The organism is Paraburkholderia sediminicola (assembly GCF_046030555.1).
GTDB lineage: Bacteria > Pseudomonadota > Gammaproteobacteria > Burkholderiales > Burkholderiaceae > Paraburkholderia > Paraburkholderia sediminicola_E.
This window is the reverse complement of record NZ_JAQQCH010000040.1, coordinates 1-20,189: the sequence shown is the minus strand read 5'-3', so window position 1 is coordinate 20,189 and position 20,189 is coordinate 1. Positions and strand designations below refer to the sequence as shown.

Annotated in this window: 16 protein-coding genes and 1 pseudogene; 11 read left to right on the top strand and 6 right to left on the bottom strand. The window is 62.6% G+C overall.

The window, feature by feature from the left end; genetic code table 11:
• Window positions 1-128 precede the first annotated feature (128 nt).
• Window positions 129-560, bottom strand: a complete 432-nt coding sequence (locus PQQ52_RS32835) for a cupin domain-containing protein (RefSeq protein ID WP_408220943.1) — start codon at window positions 558-560, stop codon at window positions 129-131.
• A gap of 379 nt (window positions 561-939) precedes the next feature.
• On the opposite strand from PQQ52_RS32835, the gene PQQ52_RS32830 reads away from it, so the two are divergent.
• The gene (locus PQQ52_RS32830; protein WP_408220900.1) at window positions 940-2,844 is read left to right on the top strand and encodes an AI-2E family transporter; all 1,905 of its coding nucleotides are present in this window, start codon (window positions 940-942) and stop codon (window positions 2,842-2,844) included.
• A gap of 135 nt (window positions 2,845-2,979) precedes the next feature.
• Here the strand turns inward: PQQ52_RS32830 and PQQ52_RS32825 are convergent, their stop codons facing one another.
• Entirely contained in the window at window positions 2,980-3,396 is a 417-nt protein-coding gene (locus PQQ52_RS32825; RefSeq protein WP_408220898.1) for a hypothetical protein, read from the bottom strand.
• Window positions 3,397-3,649: 253 nt separating this feature from the next.
• On the opposite strand from PQQ52_RS32825, the gene PQQ52_RS32820 reads away from it, so the two are divergent.
• A complete protein-coding gene (locus PQQ52_RS32820) occupies window positions 3,650-4,207 on the top strand; it encodes a type 1 glutamine amidotransferase domain-containing protein (protein WP_408220896.1) in 558 nt (185 codons plus the stop codon).
• A gap of 81 nt (window positions 4,208-4,288) precedes the next feature.
• Here PQQ52_RS32820 and PQQ52_RS32815 read toward each other — a convergent pair whose 3' ends face one another.
• Entirely contained in the window at window positions 4,289-6,085 is a 1,797-nt protein-coding gene (locus tag PQQ52_RS32815) for a thiamine pyrophosphate-requiring protein (RefSeq protein ID WP_408220894.1), read from the bottom strand.
• Window positions 6,086-6,381: 296 nt separating this feature from the next.
• On the opposite strand from PQQ52_RS32815, the gene PQQ52_RS32810 reads away from it, so the two are divergent.
• The 4 genes and pseudogenes from PQQ52_RS32810 to katE form a co-directional block, all read left to right on the top strand.
• Entirely contained in the window at window positions 6,382-6,912 is a 531-nt protein-coding gene (locus tag PQQ52_RS32810) for a (2Fe-2S)-binding protein (RefSeq protein ID WP_408220892.1), read from the top strand.
• The gene (locus PQQ52_RS32805; protein WP_408220890.1) at window positions 6,909-7,937 is read left to right on the top strand and encodes an FAD binding domain-containing protein; all 1,029 of its coding nucleotides are present in this window, start codon (window positions 6,909-6,911) and stop codon (window positions 7,935-7,937) included. The genes PQQ52_RS32810 and PQQ52_RS32805 overlap by 4 nt, the downstream gene beginning before the upstream one ends.
• Entirely contained in the window at window positions 7,934-10,198 is a 2,265-nt protein-coding gene (locus PQQ52_RS32800; protein WP_408220888.1) for a xanthine dehydrogenase family protein molybdopterin-binding subunit, read from the top strand. Before PQQ52_RS32805 ends, PQQ52_RS32800 begins: the two co-directional genes overlap by 4 nt.
• 56 nt (window positions 10,199-10,254) lie before the next feature.
• Window positions 10,255-12,399: pseudogene (gene katE, locus PQQ52_RS32795) on the top strand (catalase HPII); the annotation flags it as partial.
• 188 nt (window positions 12,400-12,587) lie between these two features.
• Here the strand turns inward: katE and PQQ52_RS32790 are convergent.
• The 3 genes from PQQ52_RS32790 to PQQ52_RS32780 are packed head-to-tail and all read right to left on the bottom strand — an operon-like array spanning window position 12,588 to window position 14,040.
• Window positions 12,588-12,767 carry a hypothetical protein gene (locus PQQ52_RS32790; RefSeq protein ID WP_408220886.1) on the bottom strand — a complete coding sequence of 60 codons (180 nt, stop codon included), beginning with the start codon at window positions 12,765-12,767 and terminating at the stop codon, window positions 12,588-12,590.
• Window positions 12,764-13,471, bottom strand: coding sequence for an MgtC/SapB family protein (locus PQQ52_RS32785; RefSeq protein ID WP_408220884.1), 708 nt, complete (start codon window positions 13,469-13,471; stop codon window positions 12,764-12,766). Before PQQ52_RS32785 ends, PQQ52_RS32790 begins: the two co-directional genes overlap by 4 nt.
• Before the next feature lie 44 nt (window positions 13,472-13,515).
• Window positions 13,516-14,040, bottom strand: a complete 525-nt coding sequence (locus PQQ52_RS32780) for a hypothetical protein (RefSeq protein ID WP_408220882.1) — start codon at window positions 14,038-14,040, stop codon at window positions 13,516-13,518.
• Between the two features lie 372 nt (window positions 14,041-14,412).
• Here PQQ52_RS32780 and coxB point away from each other — a divergent pair, with 372 nt between their 5' ends.
• From coxB to PQQ52_RS32755, 5 genes are read left to right on the top strand one after another with little or no spacing between them, the layout of a single operon-like run.
• The gene (gene coxB / locus PQQ52_RS32775; RefSeq protein ID WP_408220880.1) at window positions 14,413-15,474 is read left to right on the top strand and encodes a cytochrome c oxidase subunit II; all 1,062 of its coding nucleotides are present in this window, start codon (window positions 14,413-14,415) and stop codon (window positions 15,472-15,474) included.
• 16 nt (window positions 15,475-15,490) lie between these two features.
• Window positions 15,491-17,503: a cytochrome c oxidase subunit I gene (gene ctaD / locus PQQ52_RS32770; protein ID WP_408220878.1), complete on the top strand. Its 2,013-nt coding sequence runs from the start codon at window positions 15,491-15,493 to the stop codon at window positions 17,501-17,503.
• Between the two features lies 1 nt (window position 17,504).
• The gene (locus PQQ52_RS32765; protein ID WP_408220876.1) at window positions 17,505-18,119 is read left to right on the top strand and encodes a cytochrome c oxidase subunit 3; all 615 of its coding nucleotides are present in this window, start codon (window positions 17,505-17,507) and stop codon (window positions 18,117-18,119) included.
• The gene (locus PQQ52_RS32760) at window positions 18,116-18,568 is read left to right on the top strand and encodes a hypothetical protein (RefSeq protein ID WP_408220874.1); all 453 of its coding nucleotides are present in this window, start codon (window positions 18,116-18,118) and stop codon (window positions 18,566-18,568) included. Before PQQ52_RS32765 ends, PQQ52_RS32760 begins: the two co-directional genes overlap by 4 nt.
• Before the next feature lie 2 nt (window positions 18,569-18,570).
• A complete protein-coding gene (locus PQQ52_RS32755; RefSeq protein WP_408220872.1) occupies window positions 18,571-19,989 on the top strand; it encodes a c-type cytochrome in 1,419 nt (472 codons plus the stop codon).
• Window positions 19,990-20,189: the final 200 nt, after the last annotated feature.

Below are 20,189 nucleotides of genomic sequence, written 5' to 3'. Positions count from 1 at the left end.
AACCATCATTACGGATGCGCCGGATGCTGAAGATATCCGGCTCATTTCCGACGGACTCACCGCTTTTAACGTGCAGGAGATTGATAAGCGGTACGACTGGCGCGTTCGGCGGGATTCACGTTACGCGCTCACTGTTTGTCAAACGTGACCAGGTTTTTATCATTCGTGTCCGCCACAAAAATTGCCAGCAGCTTCGCGGGCTCCGTATTGCTCGCGTTTTCGCTGACCATGTGATGCGCGCCGGGTTTCTCAGTCCAGTGTTCGCCGGCATGAAAGACGCGTTCCTCGCCATTGTCGACACGGCTGCGGATCGCACCCGACAGCACATAGCCGACCACAAAAGCCCGCCCATGCCGATGCGGTGACGACTTGCCGCCCGGTGCATAGTCGACGACCAGCGCCGTCATCGTTTTGCCCGGAACGTTGGCGATTGCCTCAGTGAACGCGGGCGTAATCGTCTCATGTGCAACGGCTGCATCGGCGGCGAGTGCGGGATGGGAAATTCCAGCGAGGGAAAGACCGGTGAGTGCGACCATCGCGATAAGCGTATGCATTTTCATGCGATTACGCCTTGCGTTGAATTGCTGACGTTCGGGATTCGCGTCGGTGTGCATGTTTTTCACGACTTCTTTCCTTCATGGTTTGTGCAGAAATGATTCGCGAGCGGCATGGCTTCCGTGAGCTCAAACCAGCGTCTTGCGAAACCCGATACAGATTAGGCGTTCAAGTGGCATTATAAAATATCCATTTAGAGGTAATTTAAGGTAGCCACTTTTTTGATTGCCTGCCTCTGCCGGTCGGTGTTTGCCTAACCTTGCCTAACCTCTACGCCCGCTTTCTTCGTGAAAATGACAGGGACCGGGCAAGGTATCTCCCAACGGTGCCTGCCGGGAACAGCGTTTGCGGTGTCCCCGGCAGACAGATTGCACCGGTCCGTTCATGAAACCCCGCTTACCACCCCATCCGTCGCCGCGCCAGCAGGAATTGGCGCCCGCACTGCAGAGCTTGCGCGCGCTGAATTCGCTCGCCAGCGGCGTGGTTGTGATCGCCGCGCTGTATGTCGGGCGGGGCGTGCTGATTCCGATTACGCTGGCCGTGTTACTCAGCTTTATCGTTGCGCCGCTCGTCGGGTTGCTAAGACGATTCCGCTTCGGCCAGTTGCCGTCGGTGATCGTCGCGGTGCTATTCGCGCTTTCTGTACTGTCGGCTGCCGGCGTGCTGATCGGGGCGCAGGTGGCGCAACTGGCGGAGGATCTGCCGCAGTATCAATGGACGGTCGAGCACAAGATCAGGGTCGTGCAGGAAAAGACCTTTGGCCGCGCGGATACGCTGCTCGCGAGCGTGTCGAATGCACTGAATCGCTTCACGCCGCCGCCTGGCGACGCATCCAGGAAAGACAATCCGGCTTTTGCGAACAGCCGTGCGCCGATGCCCGTCGAAGTGCACGAGCCGACACCGTCGCCGATCGAACTGGCTCAGCGCTATCTGTCGCCGGTGGTCAGCCCGCTGGAAACAGCCGGTATCGTGCTGGTGGTCGCGATTTTCATCCTGCTGGAGCGCGAGCGGTTGCGCGACCGGATGATCCGGCTCTTCGGTTCGGGCGACCTGCATCGCACGTCGACGGCAATCAGTGAAGCCGCTGGCCGCCTGAGCCACTATTTCGCGATGCAACTGGCGATCAATACCGGCGTTGGCGTTTTCGTCGCAACCGGCCTGGCGATCATCGGCATGCCGGGCTCGCTGCTGTTCGGCGTCATGACGGCGCTGCTGCGATTTGTGCCGTACGTCGGCGCCTGGATCGCGGCGCTGATGGCGATGGTCATGGCCGCCGCGGTCAGTCCAGGATGGTGGATGGCGGCCGGCACGGCGGGCCTCTTTGCGGTGACCGAGGGAATTTCGAGTCAGTTGATCGAGCCGCTGCTGTATGGGCGCGGCAACGGGCTTTCCCCACTTGCCGTGATCGTCGCGGCGATTTTCTGGAGCTGGCTGTGGGGGCCGGTGGGACTGGTGCTATCGACCCCGCTGATGCTGTGCGTCGTCACGCTTGGGCGCCATGTCGAACGGCTCGAATTTCTCGACGTTCTGTTCGGCGATCGTCCCGGCCTGACGCCAGCCGAAAATCTCTATCAGAGACTGCTGGCCAACGATCCGCTGGAAGCGTTGCACCAGGCGGGCACGCTGCTAAAAGAATGCTCGCTGACGGCTTATTACGACGACGCGATACTGGCCGGCCTGCGGATCGCACATGCCGACGTCCGGCGCGGGGTAGTGCCGTCGCCCCAACTGAGGCTGGTCCGGTCGGCAACGCATACGATCATCGCCGAACTGGAGGCAGTCAGTGATGCGACGATGATCACGTCCGACGGTGAACGGGTGCAGCCGGTATCCGTGCTATGTATCGGCGGTCGCGGCAAGCTGGACGATCTGTTGACTGCAATCGCTGTGCAACTGCTGAACAAACATGGTTTCGAGGCGTCGCACGCAAGCTATGAGCGGTTTGCCGCAGGGCGTCTTGATGAAGCACGGCTTGCGTCCTGTCCCGTAGTCTGCGTGATTTCGTTCGACGCGAGCGAACGGCTGCCGTATCTGCGCAACCTGCTGCAGCGATTGAGCGAGGGACGGGTTCCCCGCGAAGTGATACTGGGCATGACGACAGAGGACGAATCCGCTAGCGAATCTTCACCTGTCACGATACCGGGACGTGCGATTCCCGTCGTTGCGTCGTTCCAGCAGTTACTGCGGGCGTGTGCGCGGGCTGCGCAAATGCGGGAACCGGGGCAGGCACAAGTACAAACCCAGGAACCGGGCAATGCCGACTCTTTACGCACAGGGACGGATGCGTGATTTTCCGGCTCGCGGCCAGATTCACCCGTCATTTTTATACTCAGGCAGGTTGCGGGATCGACGACATTCGGTATGCGCGGCCCGAACGGGCCGCGCGGTTCTCCATCGGTCAAGATTACGGCTTAGCGCTCACCGTTATTGGCCGTTGTGCATCGTACCCGGCTGCGGCTGATTGATGCCGTTGCCGTTCATGCCGTTCATGCCGCTCGTTCCGTTCGGGGACGCCGAATTCGCGCCATTCGGCATCATCGTGTTAGGCGAGGCGCCTGTCCCCGTACCTTGCCCACCGCCGGTAGCCGTGTTACCTGGGCTGCCGTAGCCGCTCGTATTCGGCGCCGACGACGAGCCCGGCCGAACCATGGTACCGCCGCCTCCCGTTCCCACGCCCCCTCCGCCACCGCCCACACCCGCGGCGCCGCCACCACCCGTTCCGCCACCGCCCGCACCCGCGGCACCACCACCCATCCCGGCGCCGCCTGCCTGCGCATACGCGCCGCCTGCAAATGCCATCACCAGCGCCGAAACAATCAGTTTCTTCGTCGAGGTTTTCATCGTCGAGTCCTCCACAAGTAGGGTTACATTGCAGCGAGCCTGTGACAGCTCGCGTACGAATAAAGCCGCAAGGGCTGTGCCTCGCGGAATAGTGCAGCGCGCGTGCGTGCGTCGCCGGGACAATGCGGCCATAGGCGGCGCGGGCACCGTGCTTGCTCGCCCCAGATGGAAGGCCGCTACGCCAGGCGTCGAGGTATCGGACTCGATACCAGGCCGTCGCGGAATTTCCTGACTTCCCAATGGAGTACGACAAATGGCTAAGGAACTCGCAGGATGCAAGGTCGCGGTGCTCGCGGTCGACGGTTTCGAGCAGGCGGAGTTGCTCGAACCGAAACGCGCGCTGACGGAAGCCGGCGCCGAGGTGCATGTAGTCTCGGCAAAGGCCGGCAAGATTCAGGGCTTCAAGCATGTCGACAAAGGTGAAAAGGTCGACGTGGACGCAACGTTCGGCGAAGTCCGTCCCGACGATTACGATGCGGTCGTATTGCCCGGTGGCGTGGTGAACAGCGACGCGATCCGGTTGATTCCGGAAGCACAGGCGTTCGTGCGCGCGGTCGACGGAGCGAACAAACCTGTGGCGGTGATCTGTCACGGTGGTTGGCTGCCTATTTCAGCGGGCATCGTCAAGGGCCACACGATGACGAGCTGGCCCAGTTTGCAGGACGACATCCGCAACGCCGGCGGCACATGGGTCGACGAACAGGTTGTCGAGGATGGCAACTTCATCACGAGCCGCAAGCCGGACGATCTTCCCGCTTTCAACAAGAAGCTGATTGCGCAACTGTCGGGGCACAGCGGCCGGCGCGCCTGACATGCACGCGTGCCTGGGCCGACGAATCGCTCAGGCCGCTGCCACCGTCATCGACGAGCCGTTGTTGCGGTTCGACAGACATCATTTGTCGCGGTGCCCCGGCAACACGGCGTCGAGTACCTGTTTCGCTGTTTCGACGATAACGTTGCCTTCGTTCGGATCGCGCTTGATCAGCGTCGATGCGAATGCTTTGGCTTGCGCCAGCGTGATATGCGGCGGCAGCGGCGGAATATCCGGATCGGCCTTTACCTCGATCACCACCGGCCGGTCCGACGTGAGCGCCTCATCCCATGCTGCGCCCATACGTTCGGCGTCATCGACATAAATGCCTTTCAGGCCGATCAGTTCCGCGAAGCGGTGATAGGGCACGGACGGAATATCCTGCGACGCCTCGAACTTCGGGTCGCCTTCCATCGCACGCTGCTCCCACGTCACCTGATTCAAATCGCTGTTGTTGAGCACCATGCAGATCCAGCGCGGATTGGCCCACTGTTTCCAGTACCGGGCCACCGTGATCAGTTCGGCCATGTTGTTCATCTGCATCGCACCATCGCCGACTAGCGCGATGACGGGACGCTCGGGGTACGCGAATTTTGCGGCGATCGCATACGGCACTGCGGCACCCATCGAAGCAAGACCTCCCGACAACGAGCACATCATGCCGCGTTGTACTTTCAGGTCGCGTGCATACCAGTTCGCACAAGAGCCGGAATCGCTTGTAACGATTGCATTGGCCGGTATGCGCGAAGAGAGTTCCCACACGCTGCGCTGAGGGTTCATGCCGTTCTTGCCAGCCTCATGGGCACGCTTGTCGAGCGTCTTCCACCAGTCGGCAGTCCAACCCTCGATCTTCTTGCGCCACCCGCGATCCTGTTTCTGCTCGAGCAACGGCAGCAAAGCGCGCAGCGTCTCGGCGCTGTCGCCCACCAGGTTGACTTCCATGGGATAGCGCAGGCTGAGCATGTCAGCCTTGAGGTCGATCTGCACGCCGCGGGCGGCGCCTTCTTTCGGGAGGAATTCAGCGTATGGAAAACCGGAGCCGATCATCAGCAGGGTGTCGCACTCGCTCATCAGATCGTAGCTAGGTTTAGTGCCGAGCAGTCCGATCGACCCGGTGACCCAAGGCAAATCATCCGGCAACGCCGCTTTGCCAAGCAAGGCCTTGGCGACGCCCGCGCCGAGCTTCTCAGCCACGGCGACGACTTCATCGGTGGCGTGCAGCGCACCTGCGCCAACCAGAATGGCGACTTTCTTGCCGGCGTTGAGCACGTCGGCCGCCTGCTGCAGATCGTCAGGGTAGGGGACGAGTCGCGGAGCGCGATAGCCAACGCCCGAATGCAAGGTGCCGTGTTTGCGGCCCGGCGCGTCGTAGGGGAGGTCCTGAAGATCGTTGGGTAGCACGATTGCCGTGACCTTGCGTTCCGATAACGCGGTCCGTACCGCACGATCGACCAGATGCCGGACTTGCGAAGGCACGCTCGCCTGCTCCACGAACGCACCGGCGACGTCCTTGAACATCGAGACCAGATCCAGCTCCTGCTGATAGTGACCACCGAGCGCAGCGCGCGCCTGTTGTCCGGCAATCGCCAGCACGGGCATATGGTCCATGCGAGCGTCATACAGCCCGGTGATCAGATGCGAGGCGCCCGGTCCGGAAGTGGCGATGCATACACCCAGTTCGCCGGTGAACTTCGCGTGCGCCGAGGCCATGAATGCGGCCATTTCCTCGTGCCGTACCTGCACGAATTCGATCTTCCCCTTCGCCCGGTTCAGCGCCCCGAATACGCCATTGATGCCGTCTCCCGGATACCCGTAGATACGCCGGACGCCCCATGCATGCAGTCTTTCTACAATAAAGTCACCGACGGTTTGAGTCATTGCAGTCTCCACGAGGGGATGGCAAGCATGGCGTTACGCGTTACGCCATGCCGCGGCCGATGTCATATATGCGCTGTGTCTGTGGCGTCCATGAGCACCGCATCTGGTTGCGGCACGAACAGTCCATCTGCGAGCAACGCATGTACCTGCCTGGTTTCTTCAGCGTCGATGCAGGATTTCCGCGTCGCATCAGGCCTGCGTCCGGCGCACGGCGTTGGGCGGGCGGTCAACGCGTACGACCCAACGGGCACGTCGCTTGCGCGCCACGCTTCGCATCTTGATGAGGAGAGTTCGGTATGAACGCAACCTATGAGCATGCGACGCCCGAAGCCGCCGCGGCAGCCTGTCAACGGGTGCCGGTGACCTTTGAGATCAACGGCACAATCCGGCAATTCGAGGTTGAACCCTGGACAACATTACTCGACCTGTTGCGGGAACACTGCCGGCTGACCGGCACCAAGAAGGGCTGCGACCACGGTCAATGCGGCGCCTGCACCGCCATCGTCGACGGCCAGCGCATCAATACCTGCCTTGCGCTCGCAGCGGTACGCGACGGCGCGAAAGTGACGACCATCGAAGGTCTGGCGGACGGCGAGCGACTGCATCCCGTCCAGCAGGCGTTTATCGATCACGACGCGTTCCAGTGCGGCTACTGCACACCGGGGCAGATCTGCTCGGCCGTGGCGATGCTCAACGAAGGGCACGCCCATACGCCTGACGACATCCGTGAACTGATGAGCGGCAATCTGTGCCGCTGCGGCGCCTACACTCATATCGTCGCCGCGATTCTGGCGGTCGCGGAGCAGCCCCAGGGAGCGTCGAAATGAATCGCTTCTCCTATGCCCGGGCAACAGACGTCGAGCACGCCATCGTCGCGCACGGTGGCGGCACGCGTGGCCAGCATGGCAACCCTCAGGTTGCGGCCTTCATTGCCGGAGGGACCAACCTTGTGGACCTGCTGCGTGAACACGTCGCCCGTCCGTCGTTGCTGATCGACATTAACCGCCTCCCGCTCAAGGCAATTGAGACGACACCGAACGGCGGCCTGAAAATCGGCGCCTTGGTGACTAACAGCAACGCGGCCTATGACGAAGAGGTCATGCGGCGCTACCCATTGCTTGCCGAGGCGATTCTTGCGGGTGCCTCGGCGCAGATCCGCAACGTGGCGACGGTGGGTGGCAATCTGCTGCAACGCACCCGTTGCCACTATTTCTACGACGCGGGCACGCCTTGCAATAAGCGTGAACCTGGCAGCGGCTGTCCTGCGATGCACGGCGTCAACCGCATTCATGCGATTCTGGGCGCGAGCGAACACTGTATCGCTGTGCATCCGTCGGACATGTGCGTCGCGCTCGCGGTGCTGGACGCAACGGTGCATCTGAGCGGACGCGACGGCGCGCGTGCCATGCCGCTTGTCGATTTTCACCGGCTGCCCGGCAATACCCCGCAGATCGATACGAATTTGCGCGACGACGAACTGGTCACGGCCGTCGAGCTGCCGCCCGAGGGATTTGCCGCGCATCACGCGTACGTGAAAGTCCGCGATCGCGCCTCGTATGCGTTTGCGTTAGTTTCAGCCGCCGTGGGTTTGCAACTGAACGGCGACACCATTCACGAAGCGCGCTGCGCATTGGGTGGCGTCGCGCACAAACCGTGGCGCGATACGGGCGCCGAAGCGGCGCTGCGCGGCGCGCGCCTGACGCCGCAGACGGTACGTGAATTTGCAACGGCGCTCGTGCGCGACGCACAAGGGCGTCGCCACAACGCGTTCAAGATCGAACTCGCGATTCGCACGGTAATGCGCGCATTCGAAGCCGCTACTCAAACTTCGTTCGGAGAGCTCACATCATGAACGGGCCGACATCGCCGCAGGTCGCGCAAACGCAGTCGCGGGCAACCGGGAGACCGGTCAACCGTGTCGATGGCCGCCTGAAAGTGACAGGAGGCGCTTGCTATGCCGCTGATTTTTCCGCTGACGGGCTGGTATACGGCTTCGTCGTGTCCAGCACTATCGCGAGCGGGCACATCGTCTCGATCGATACCGCCGCGGCACTCGATATATCGGGCGTCCTATGCGTGTTAACCCATCAAAACCGCCCGGATTTGCCACAGGACGTCGCCCTCTACAAAGATCAGGTCGCGCCCGGGGGCACCCCGTTCCGGCCGTTATGGGACGACCGCGTGTGGTACAGCGGCCAGCCGGTCGCGCTGGTGGTCGCCGAGACGCTGGAGCTCGCGCGTCACGCGGCTACGCTCGTCGAAGTCAGCTATGAACGCGGACCGCATTGCACGGATCTGACCCAGGCCGTCGCTGACGCAGTGCCGCCTTCGCTGGAAAAAGGCGGTTTTGAGCCGCCGCCGCACGAGCGCGGCGACGCGAGGCGGGCACTCAGGCAGGCCGCCGTCCACGTGGATGAGTTCTATGCGACGCCTGCGGAATATCACAGCCCGATGGAAATGCATGCTTGCACCGTGGTGCCGGAACCGCACGGCAAACTGACCGTCTACGAGAAGACTCAGGGCGTCATGAATACGAAGAAGTATCTGATGAATGTATTTGGCTTCGGCGAGGACGATGTCCAGGTGGTGTCGCCCTTTGTCGGCGGCGCATTCGGATCCGGTCTGCGGCCGCACTATCATTTGCCGCTTGCCGTGATGGCCGCACGCGATCTGCGGCGACCGGTACGGGTTGTCCTGACGCGGCAGCAGATGTTCACGTTTGCGCACCGCCCGCAATCCATCCAGCGCGTCGCGCTCGGCGCCGAGCCCAATGGCAAGCTCACCGCGGTGATTCACGAGGCCGTGTCGGAAACCTCGCAATATGAAGACTACTGCGACGTCGTAGTGAACTGGGCGGGGCAGCTGTATGCCTGCGAGAACGTCAGCATGGGCTACAAGGTCGCGCGCCTCGACGTGCCGACGCCAGCCGACACCCGCGCACCCGGCGCGGCTCACGGGCTTTTCCCGCTCGAAGTGGCGATGGACGAACTGGCTTACGCGTTGAAGATGGACCCGCTCGAATTGCGTCTTGTCAATTACGCCGAACGCGACGCCAATAAAGACCTGCCGTTCTCCAGCAACGCGCTAAAAACCTGCTATCGCGAAGGCGCAGCACGCTTCGGCTGGGAAGGGCGTCCACTCGCGCCGAGGGCACGCCGCGAGGGACCCGAACTGATCGGCTGGGGGATGGCCACTGGCGCGTGGGACGCGATGCAAAACGAAGCGACCGCACGCGCCGTGCTGCGCCATGATGGGCATGTGACTATCTCGAGTTCGACCGCCGACATCGGCACCGGCACCTATACGGTGATGAGCCAGATTGCCGCTGACGCACTCGACTGCACCGTCGAGGACATCAGTGTCGAACTGGGCGACACGCGTCTGCCGAAAGCGCCGATCGAGGGGGGATCATGGACGGTCTCGTCGGTCGGCAGCGCGGTGGACGTGGCGTGCCAGCGTCTCTATAACCGGCTCGTTGAACTCGCGCAACAGCAGGGCGGCGAACGCTTTACCCAGGCACCGCGTGAGGCAATTCGCCGTGCCGCGGGTGCACGGCTCGCCTGCGGGCCGCATGAACAGGACAGTGTCGCAATCGAAGCACTGTTACGCATGGCGGGTCTCGATCAACTCGAAGAACAGGCCACGGTGAAACCGCATGACAGGCAGCAGGCCTATTCGATGGGCACTCACTCGGCCGTCTTCGCGGAGGTGCGGGTCGACGAAGCGCTCGGCGTCGTGCGGGTCACGCGCGTGGTGAGCGCGATCGCCGCAGGGCGCATCGTCAACCCCAAGACGGCTGCCAACCAGATCGCCGGGGGCGTGGTGTGGGGCATCAGCATGGCGATGCATGAGGACGGTCAGTTCGATCACACCTTAGGGCGCCAGATGAACCACAACCTTTCGGAGTACCACGTCCCGGTGAATGCGGATATCCACGACATCGACGTGCTGTTCGTCGAGGAGCGCGACGAGATCGTTAATCCGCTCGGTGTGAAGGGCGTGGGCGAAATCGGCGTGGTGGGCGTCGCGGCGGCAGTGGCCAATGCGATCTGGCACGCAACCGGCAAGCGCATCCGGCAGTTACCGATTACGCCAGACAAGCTGTTCGCCTGACGGTATCGAAACGCACCGGGAACAACGCTTGCTGATTCTGACATTCGAGCCAATGCGAATCATCGCGTGGCGCTGCTAACGCAAGGAGTGTTTCCATGGCAGGAAAAACCGGTAGCCGTCAGCCCGCCAAGCCGGCTGACGACAGCAAATCGCAGGATCTAGAACAGTTTCGCGTACGTCCCGACGGCGCAGCGCTGCGAACCAACCAGGGCGTAAAGATCGCCGATAACCAGAATACGTTGCGCGCCGGTCCGCGTGGTCCCTCGCTCCTCGAAGACTTCATCATGCGCGAGAAGATCACGCACTTCGATCACGAGCGGATTCCCGAGCGCATCGTGCATGCACGTGGTTCCGCCGCACACGGCGTATTCCAGTTATACGAGCCGATGACCGAGTACACGAAAGCCGCGTTCCTGCAGGATCCGGCCGTGCAGACACCGGTCTACGTGCGTTTTTCCACGGTTCAGGGGCCGCGCGGATCGGCGGATACGGTGCGTGACGTGCGCGGTTTCGCGGTGAAGTTCTACACGCAGGAGGGTAATTACGATCTGGTAGGCAACAACATGCCAGTGTTCTTCATTCAGGACGCGATCAAGTTTCCCGACTTCGTACACGCCGTCAAACCGGAAGCGCCCAACGAGATGCCCACTGGCGGATCCGCGCACGACACGTTCTGGGATTTCGTGTCGCTGGTGCCCGAGTCCGCGCACATGGTGCTGTGGACCATGTCGGACCGCGCGATTCCACGCAGCCTCCGCACCATGGAAGGTTTTGGCATTCACACTTTCCGCTTCGTGAATGCGCAAGGCAAGGCGCGCTTCATCAAATTTCACTGGCGTCCGGTGCTGGGCTCCTATTCGCTGTTGTGGGACGAAGCACAGAAGCTCGCCGGCAAGGATCCCGACTTCCATCGGCGCGATCTGTGGGAGGCAATCGAACGGGGCGACTTCCCCGAATTCGAACTCGGCGTGCAGATCGTCGAGGAACAGGACGAAAACAGCTTCGGTTTCGATCTGCTCGATCCGACCAAGCTGATTCCGGAAGAACTCGTGCCGGTAAAGATCATCGGCAAAATGACGCTCAATCGCAATCCGGACAACTTTTTTGCCGAGACCGAGCAGGTCGCGTTCCATCCTGGCCACGTCGTGCCGGGCATCGACTTCAGCAATGACCCCTTGCTGCAAGGGCGGCTCTTTTCGTACACGGATACGCAGATCAGCCGGCTGGGCGGTCCTAACTTCCACGAGATTCCAATCAACCGGCCGGTGTGCCCGTTTCATAACAACCAGCGTGACGCGATGCATCGCCAGGCGATCAACGTGGGGCAGGCATCCTATGAGCCCAACTCGCTGAGCGGAGGCTGGCCGAAAGAAACCGATCCGGCGCCGTCCGACGGCGGCTTCGAGAGTTATCAGGAACGTGTCGACGGTGTCAAGATCCGCGTGCGCAGCGAGTCTTTTGCCGATCATTTCTCGCAAGCCGCGTTGTTCTATCGCAGCATGTCTGAGGTCGAGCAGGAACATATCAGCGCCGCGTATCAGTTTGAGCTCGGCAAAGTGACGAAGCCGGAGATTCGCGAGCGCGTGGTGAACGAGATTCTTGCCAATTTCGACGCCGGTCTGGCCGCGAAGGTCGCGGCCGGCCTGGGCTTGCCCGCGCCAAAGAAGGGTAAGGCGCCACCCGCCTCGAAGCCGCAGACTTCACCGGCGCTAAGCCTGCTCAATCGCGTGAAGCCAGGCATCAAGACCAGCAAGATCGCGTTGCTGGCCGCCCCCGGTGCCGACGCTGCATCCATCAGGAAGCTTCAGGCGGCGCTGCGAGGCGAGGGCGCGACGCCTTTGCTGATTGCACCGACCCTCGCTGCGATCGACGGTTTGCAGCCGGACGCGACGATTGCCGGCATGCCGTCGATCATGTTCGACGCAGTGATCGTCTGCGGAGGCGAAGCCGGCGCAAAAACGCTGGCGCAGTCCGGCGACGCGCGCCATTTCGTGCTCGAAGCGTTCAAGCATCTGAAAGCGATTGCCGCACTCGGGGCGGGGCGCGACGTGTTGGCCGCAGCGCAACTGCCCGACCATGCCGATGGCGTTGCAACCGGCGACGACAGCCAGAGCGCCGAGGTGCTGAAAGCGTTCATCGCAGCGGCGGAACAGCATCGCGTATGGTCGCGCGCGGCGCTGGCGCAAACGGTACCGGCATAACGTCAAGACGATGAGGCAACGGGCGGCGCCGCATGAAGTTCGTGCATGTCCTGCGGCGCCGCCACGGCGGATGCCGCGGGCGCGCCCGCCGGCAGATCTGCGGGCCTTTCGTCAAGCAAGAGCCAGCGGCGAACGGTCGCGCCAGCAGATCCCATTCGTCAGCATGGCGACCTCTGGCTTGATGCCAGTTACCACTCAAACGCGCGTTCCAAACGCTTCTGCGGCAGATGACTACCGTGTTCGCGCAACTCGGGCTCGAAGAATATCCACCTTGCCGTCGGAAACGCGCTCTTCAGATCGTTTTCGATCTGATCCGCGACGTTGGACGCCAGCGCGTAATACACCGCTCGCGGCGCGGCGCTGCTCATGCCTCGACGGACCAGGAGGCGGCGTGGCTGCTGGTGCCGACGAGTGCGCTCATCGCGCGCTCGACCACGTCGCTCTTCAGCGGCGCGCGCCAGCGAATCTCGAAGCGCTCTTCGAGCAGCCCGTTGCTCGTGTTCATGCGTACGCCCCTCGAGTCCACGTTGCAGCGTTGCTGTTGAAGACGCGCGATCAGTTCGTCGCGCTCGCGCGACGCCGCGGCGTATTCAATCGTGAGCCACGCGCGATGGTTGCGCGGCAGATGGCGCTCGAGCACGCCGAGCACCTCCAGTACGATCAGGCCGAGCGCGGTGCCGGCCACTGCCAGTGCGATCTGACCGCCGCCTGCGCACAGTCCGATCACGGTGACGAACCACAGCGTCGCGGCGGTCGTCAACCCCATAACGAAACCGTCCTTGCGCAGAATTGCGCCCGCGCCGATGAAACCGACGCCGGACAGGATGCCAAGCGGCAGACGCATCAAGTCGAGCACTACGAACGAATGCTCCGGTTTGCCGGCTTGCGGCAACAGCACGTTCACCTGAAGCATTGCAATGCAGGCGGCAAGGCAAACCAGCAGGGTCGTGCGCAACCCTGCGGCCTTGCCTGATTCGCCGCGGTTCAGGCCGATCGCGGCGCCGGCGATGAGCGCTACCGCGAGGCGGATCGCGAAGTCTTGCCAGCCAGGGACGAGCGGCATCGGTTGCATGGTGATGGGGCTCTCTATTGCCGAGTTAACCCGTAGATCTCAGGTTAAAAGCCGTGCCGAACAGAAAGCGTCGCGCCCGTATCGTGTGAATGGAAAACCGCGACACGCGCCGTGCCGGAAAAGACCCAATCGTTGACGGTCAACGACAGCCTTCGCTGCGGTTGCGCACCGAGCGTTAAAGTCGCGTTCGACAACTGGACAATCGAGAGTTGCGGCGCCGTCGACGGGCCCAGCTGGAAATAACTCGACGCCTGCAGGGGTGCCGCCTCAGGCTCAGGCGCAGGTGTGGCCCGGTCGCTGCCGAGATGGAAGTCGTGGGTCACGGGTGAACTATAGAAGTTCTCGATTTGAGCGTAAAACGGCTGCCCCTGATCCGGCTGATATTCCATTTCATAGCGCTGCAGATAGCGTTGCGGTTCCGGAATGGACGAAGCAAGCTTCTCGGGCGGCGGCGCGATATTCGCCACGGTCATCTCTTCGGGCGAGTCCGTGGCAAGGCCGCCCGCGAACGCATATGCGCTCAGCAAACAAAATATTGCGCCGACAATCCTTTCGCTCAGGCAGGTCATGGCCATGCCTCCAATGAAGGAATTGGAACGTCACACTACTGACTGCGATCTCTGAACAGACTGCCGTTGCAGTTTCGTTTGCATCACTACATTGTAGTCAAGCTATCGCCAGATTTTGGAGGGAAAGTACGGAGGCCCGGTGCCCCCCGCGCTGTAGACGCCAGCAAGGAAAAGTGGTCGCTGCGCTCCAAAGTGTGCGTCGCCTGGAATTCTTCCACGCCTTTCACCGGCATGACACGGCCGCGCAAAACCGCCCCTTGTTTGTCGCAAACGGCTCTCGCTGCGCGGCCCGTTTTTTGCTGATCGCCACACGCAGGTCGTTCTCCTTCCGGGTGGCCTGCCGCAAAACCAGGACTCACGGAGACGGGACGGATGCGGACACGGCAACAGTTCACGATGGCGTTGCGCGACGGCCTTGCAATGCGCATGTGTGCCGCATCGGCCTGGTTTGCCGCGAAGTCGGCCGTCGCGCAACCGGCGCCGGGCATCGCGCCTCTCAATTATTTCCTGCACGCGGCCGGCCCTGCTGCGGCGCCCACCATGCACCTGGGCTGGATGCTCACGGCGCTGGCGGCAGCCGTGTCGTCGCTGGTGGCGGTGCTGTTGTTCGTCGCCATTGTGCGACGCCGGCCGCGTACCGACCCGGCCGCGCTCCATGCGGATAGCGGCGGACTTGCGTGGATCTATATCGGCACCGGGGTGTCGTCGGCCGTGCTGCTCGTGACGCTTGTTTATGTGCTGATGACCCTCGAAACTGTCGCGGCACCCGCGCGGCAGCCGAACCTGACGATCACCGTCACCGCGTACGACTGGTGGTGGAAAGTGGCCTACAGCGACGCGCCCGACCCGGCGCGCAACTTCGCGACTGCCAATGAAATTCATATTCCGGTCGGCGAACCGGTAAAGATCGAATTGCAAAGCGCCGACGTGATCCACGCGTTCTGGGTGCCACAACTCGCCGGCAAGACGCAGACGATTCCCGGCCAGATTAACGAACAATGGATCGAGGCCGACCGGCCCGGCACCTATCGCGGCCAGTGTTCGCAGTTCTGCGGCGCGCAGCATGCGCACATGGCGTTCGAGGTGGTCGCGCAAAGCGCACAGGATTTCGATGCGTGGCGTCTCGCTCAGGGGCTGGCCGCGCAAGCGGTGAGCAGCGCCGATGCAACCGCGGGGCAGCGGCTCTTCGGCGAGCGCTGTGCGGGGTGTCACACGGTGCGCGGCACCGATGCACTGGGCGCCCAGGCACCCGATCTGACGCATCTGAACGCGCGCCGCCTGCTGGCCGCCGGGGCGCTCACCAACACGCCCGCGCATCAACTCGACTGGATCCAGCATGCGCAACGGATCAAACCCGACTCGCTGATGCCGTCCATTGCGTTGAATGCAGCGGATGCCGCTGCGCTGTCCGCGTATCTGTCCACGCTGCACTAACGAAGGAGCCACGCCGATGGCCGATACCACCGTGTCTTCAGCGCGACCCGAGGCGTTAGATCTGACGCGCACGCTGCGCATCGGCCGCATCGATCCGGGCAGCGCTGAGGAGGCGCGCTTGCGGGAACTGTGGGAAGCGCGGCCAGGCTGGCGCGGCGGGTTCTCGACGGTCGACCACAAGACTATCGGCCTGCGCTATCTGGTGACGGCCTTTGTGTTCCTGCTGGCGGGCGGCATCGAAGCGCTGCTGATGCGGGTGCAACTGGCGCGCCCCAACGCCACAGTGCTGACGCCCGAACAGTACAACCAGCTCTTCACGATGCATGGCGTGACGATGATTTTCCTGTACGCGCTACCCGTGCTATCCGGTTTCTCGAACTACCTGTGGCCGCTGATTCTCGGCGCGCGCGATATGGCGTTTCCGCGCCTCAATGCGTTTTCCTACTGGGTGTTCCTGTTCGCGGGCCTGTTTCTCTATGCGAGCTTTCCGCTTGGCGAAGCGCCGAATGCGGGCTGGTTCAACTACGCGCCGCTCTCCGGACTGGAGTACAACACGGGACCCAACATCGACGTGTACGCGCTTGGCATGGTGTTGCTCGGCATTTCGACCACCGTCGGTTCGATCAACTTTGTCGTCACGCTGCTGCGCATGCGGGCGCCAGGCATGTCGCTCGACCGGATGCCGGTGCTGGTGTGGGGCACGCTGACCGCATCGGGTGCCAACCTGCTGGCGGTACCGTCGGTGAGCCTGGCGTTTTTTCTACTGTGGCTGGACCGGCGCGTGGGCACCCATTTCTTCGACGTGCTCAACGGCGGGCGTCCTTTGCTCTGGCAGCACCTGTTCTGGATTTTCGCGCACCCATGGGTCTACGCGGTCGTGCTCCCGGCGATGGGCATCGTCTCCGACGCGTTGCCGGTGTTCTGCCGCAGACCGCTGGTCGGCTACGGGCCGGTGGCACTCTCGACGGTGGCGACCATGCTGGTGGGGTTTGTCGTGTGGATCCATCATATGTTCGCGACCGGCATCCCGGCGCTCGCGCTGTCGTTTTTCGGCGCGGCCAGCATGGTGATCGCCGTGCCCAGCGCCGTGGCAACTTTCGCGTGGATCGCAACGATCTGGACGGGGAGGCCGGTCATGCGCACACCGTTCCTGTTCTTTGCCGGCTTTGTGTTCCTGTTCGTGGTGGGCGGCGTGTCGGGCGTGATGACGGCCGCCGTGCCGTTTGACTGGCAACTGACCGACACGTATTTTGTCGTCGCGCATCTGCACTACGTGTTGCTCGGCATCAATGTGTTTCCGGTGATTGGCGGCATCTATTTCTGGTTTCCGAAATTCACGGGTCGAATGATGAGTGAACGGCTTGGCAAGATCGGTTTCTGGGTGATGTTCGTCGGCTTTAACGTCGCGTTCTTTCCGATGCATATCGCCGGGCTGCTTGGCATGCCGAGGCGCATCTACACATATCCGGCCGACATGGGCTGGAACACCGTGAATCTGGTGACTTCGCTCGGCTCGTTCGTATTCGCGTTTGGCGTGCTGATTTTCCTGGTTGATCTGCTCTATAGCGTCAAACGCGGCGCCATTGCAGGCGATAACCCGTGGGATGCGCCGACGCTCGAATGGTCCGTTTCGTCGCCGCCGCCACCCTATAACTTTGCGGTGCTGCCGATCATCGCGAGCCGCCATCCGCTGTGGGAAGGGCGGATGGAAGAGGGTGCAGACGGCGGGGCGCCACACCGCCGTTCGCAACTCGACGAGGGCTTCCTGCTGGGTGAAGGCCGGGAAGCGCTCGGCACCACGGCGCTCGAGGGCAAGCCGGATGTGATCCTGAAGATGCCCGACGATTCGTACGCGCCTTTCTGGCTCGGCCTGTTCGCGACGCTCGTGTTCGCCGGGCTCGCGCTGCGCGCCGAGCTCTTCACGGCGGCGACGCTGTTCGCTTGTGCAATAACCATCGTGGTGTGGCTGTGGCCCGAACGCGCGCTCATCCAGCGCGAGCCACAGACCGTGACCGACGCAGGAGACTGACATGGGCGAGGTCACAACACCTCGCGAGACCACCTTGCCCGTCGGCAGTGCCGGCGAGCGCTCGGGCGGGTGGTGGGGTTGCCTCACGTTGATTGTCACCGAAGGGGCGCTGTTCGGTTATCTGATCTTTTCGTATCTGTACCTTGCGTCGCAAACCGGCCAGCAATGGCCGCCCGAAGGGCTGCCCAGGCTCGGGCTCGGCATTCTGAACACCGGCATCCTGTTGTCGAGCAGCGGCTTCGTCTGGTTCTGCGAGCGTTGTGTGCGGCGCAGACAGCTGCGTTGGGGTGTTGCCTCGATGGGCGTGGCGGTCGTGCTCGGCATCATGTTCGTCGGCATCCAGTTTCGCGAGTGGCATAACCATCCGTATGGGCTGACTGCGCAACTGTACAGCTCACTTTACTTTACGATCACCGGCTTTCACATGGTGCACGTCGCGGTGGGTATCGTCGTGCTGTTCCTGCTGTTGTTGTGGACGGCGTTCGGGTACTTCGACGAGCGGCGCTGTGTTGCGCTGACGATCGGCGGACTGTACTGGCACTTCGTCGATGTGGTGTGGTTGTTTATCTTCGCCACCTTGTATCTGACGCCGTATCTGTTCAGGCAAGCGTCATGAGTCCCACCAGAACCAACACGCCGTCAGCAGCACAGGCCTCCACATCGGCTGTCATGCCGCGCCTGCGCGGTTCGCACGCGCTGATCGGCTTGCTCGCCGCTCCGTTCGCATGGATCATGCAGATGGGCATCACCGAGGCATTGGCCGCACATAGTTGCTTTCCCCGTAATCATCCGCTGACGGCCCCAATGTTGCCGTGGCTGGATGCCGCCATTCTTGCGGTCAATTTCGCCTGTCTGGTGCTGGGCTGTTGGGGTGCCTTCGTTGCATGGCGCAACATCCAGTTCGTCAAACGGATTCGCTCTGGAATGCCAGGTAATTCAAACGACGAACAGGATCTGCTGGATGGTTTCCTCGCAAGAGTAGGGGCAATGTGCAGCACCCTGTTCGTGTTTGCGCTGATCGCCACCGATATCGCGGTGCTGATCGTCTCACCGTGCCGGTGGTGAAAATGAACGCGCGCCAATCCGCACGCCGCGCTACGCGAGGCCGTTTCAACGGCCGGCTCAGCAGCCAGCATCTGCGCGTTGTGCTGGCGTTGGGTTGTGCAGCAGCTTTCGCGGGCATGCTGGCCGGGTCAGCGACGCTGCGCGCGGCGCAACCGGCCGTGCCGCTTACGGGTGCCACGCAAGCCGCGCTGGATCCAGCATTGATTGCCCGTGGCGCGTATCTGGCCAAAGCCGCCGACTGCGCGGGCTGCCATACCGCAGCGCCCACCGGCGGCCAGGCGGGCGGTGGAACGCCGCCCGCTCCCTTCGCTGGCGGACTGGGCATGGCCTCGCCGTTCGGCACGATCTATTCGTCCAACATCACGCCGGATCCGGCCAATGGAATTGGGCGCTATACCTACGGCGACTTTGCCCGAGCGCTGCGCGAGGGGATCGCGCCCGGCAGCAAGCGGCTCTATCCGGCGATGCCGTTCCCGTCCTTTGCGAAGATCAACGACGACGACATGCGAGCGCTGTACGCGTACTTCATGCACGGCGTCAAACCAGTCGCACAGCCGGCGCCGCCGACGCGTCTGCCTTTTCCGTTCAGCCAGCGCTGGGCGCTGATGTTCTGGGACTGGGCGTTCGTGCCGAGCGGACCATACGTGTCACAAGCCGGGCACGACGCACAGTGGAATCGCGGCGCCTACCTCGTGCAATCGCTCGGCCATTGCGGCGCGTGCCACACACCGCGCGGGCCGGCCTATGAAGAACGCGGCTACGACAGCGATGCGCATCTTTACCTGACAGGCGGTACCAACGACCACTGGTTCGCGCCGAACCTAACCGGCGATTCAGGTTCGGGTCTCGGACACGTGCCGGCGCAGGACATCGTAGCGTTTCTGAGAAGCGGGCACGGCGGAGGGCTCGTCACGTTCGGCAGCATGGTTCAGGTCGTCGAAGACAGTACGCAGTATCTGAACGACGACGACCTGGCCGCGATCGCCGCGTACCTGAAGAGCTTGCCACCGCGCGAGCCGGCTGGACTCTACGACATGTATTCACGCGCGGCGCAGCAAACCGTGCAGGCGCTGCACACCGGCGACGTCGAGCGGCCGGGCGCAGGCATTTTCCTGAGCTATTGCGCGCGTTGTCACCAGCCGGATGGCCTCGGTGTCGTGCAGAAGTATCCGCGGCTCGCGGGCAATCCCGTTGTGCTCGCGCCGCAGACCACGTCGCTCGTACGTCTGCTGGTCGAGGGTGGCGCGAGTCCGCACACGGAGAATGGGCCGCTCTCGCGCAAGATGCCGTCGTTCGCGGACAAGCTGTCCAGCGAGGAAATGGCTCAGGTGTTGACGTTCGTCCGCAATACGTGGGGCAACGCGGCGCCGCCTGTTACGACGCGCGATGTGACTAGCGTGCGCAGCGCTATTCATAAATAGTGCGGGCGGTGTGGCGTGTCAGGTCGTCAGAATGACAACGATCGTCGACTGGATTGTATTGAGCCGGTCAACCTCGCGCATCGTCATGGTGATCGTCCCGGATGTCGTCATGCGAGCCTCCCATCAAAGGTCAGCCAGCATGGCATGCGACGTTTCAGCTTTGCCCAGGTACGACATTACAGCTTTGCTGTAACATGCAT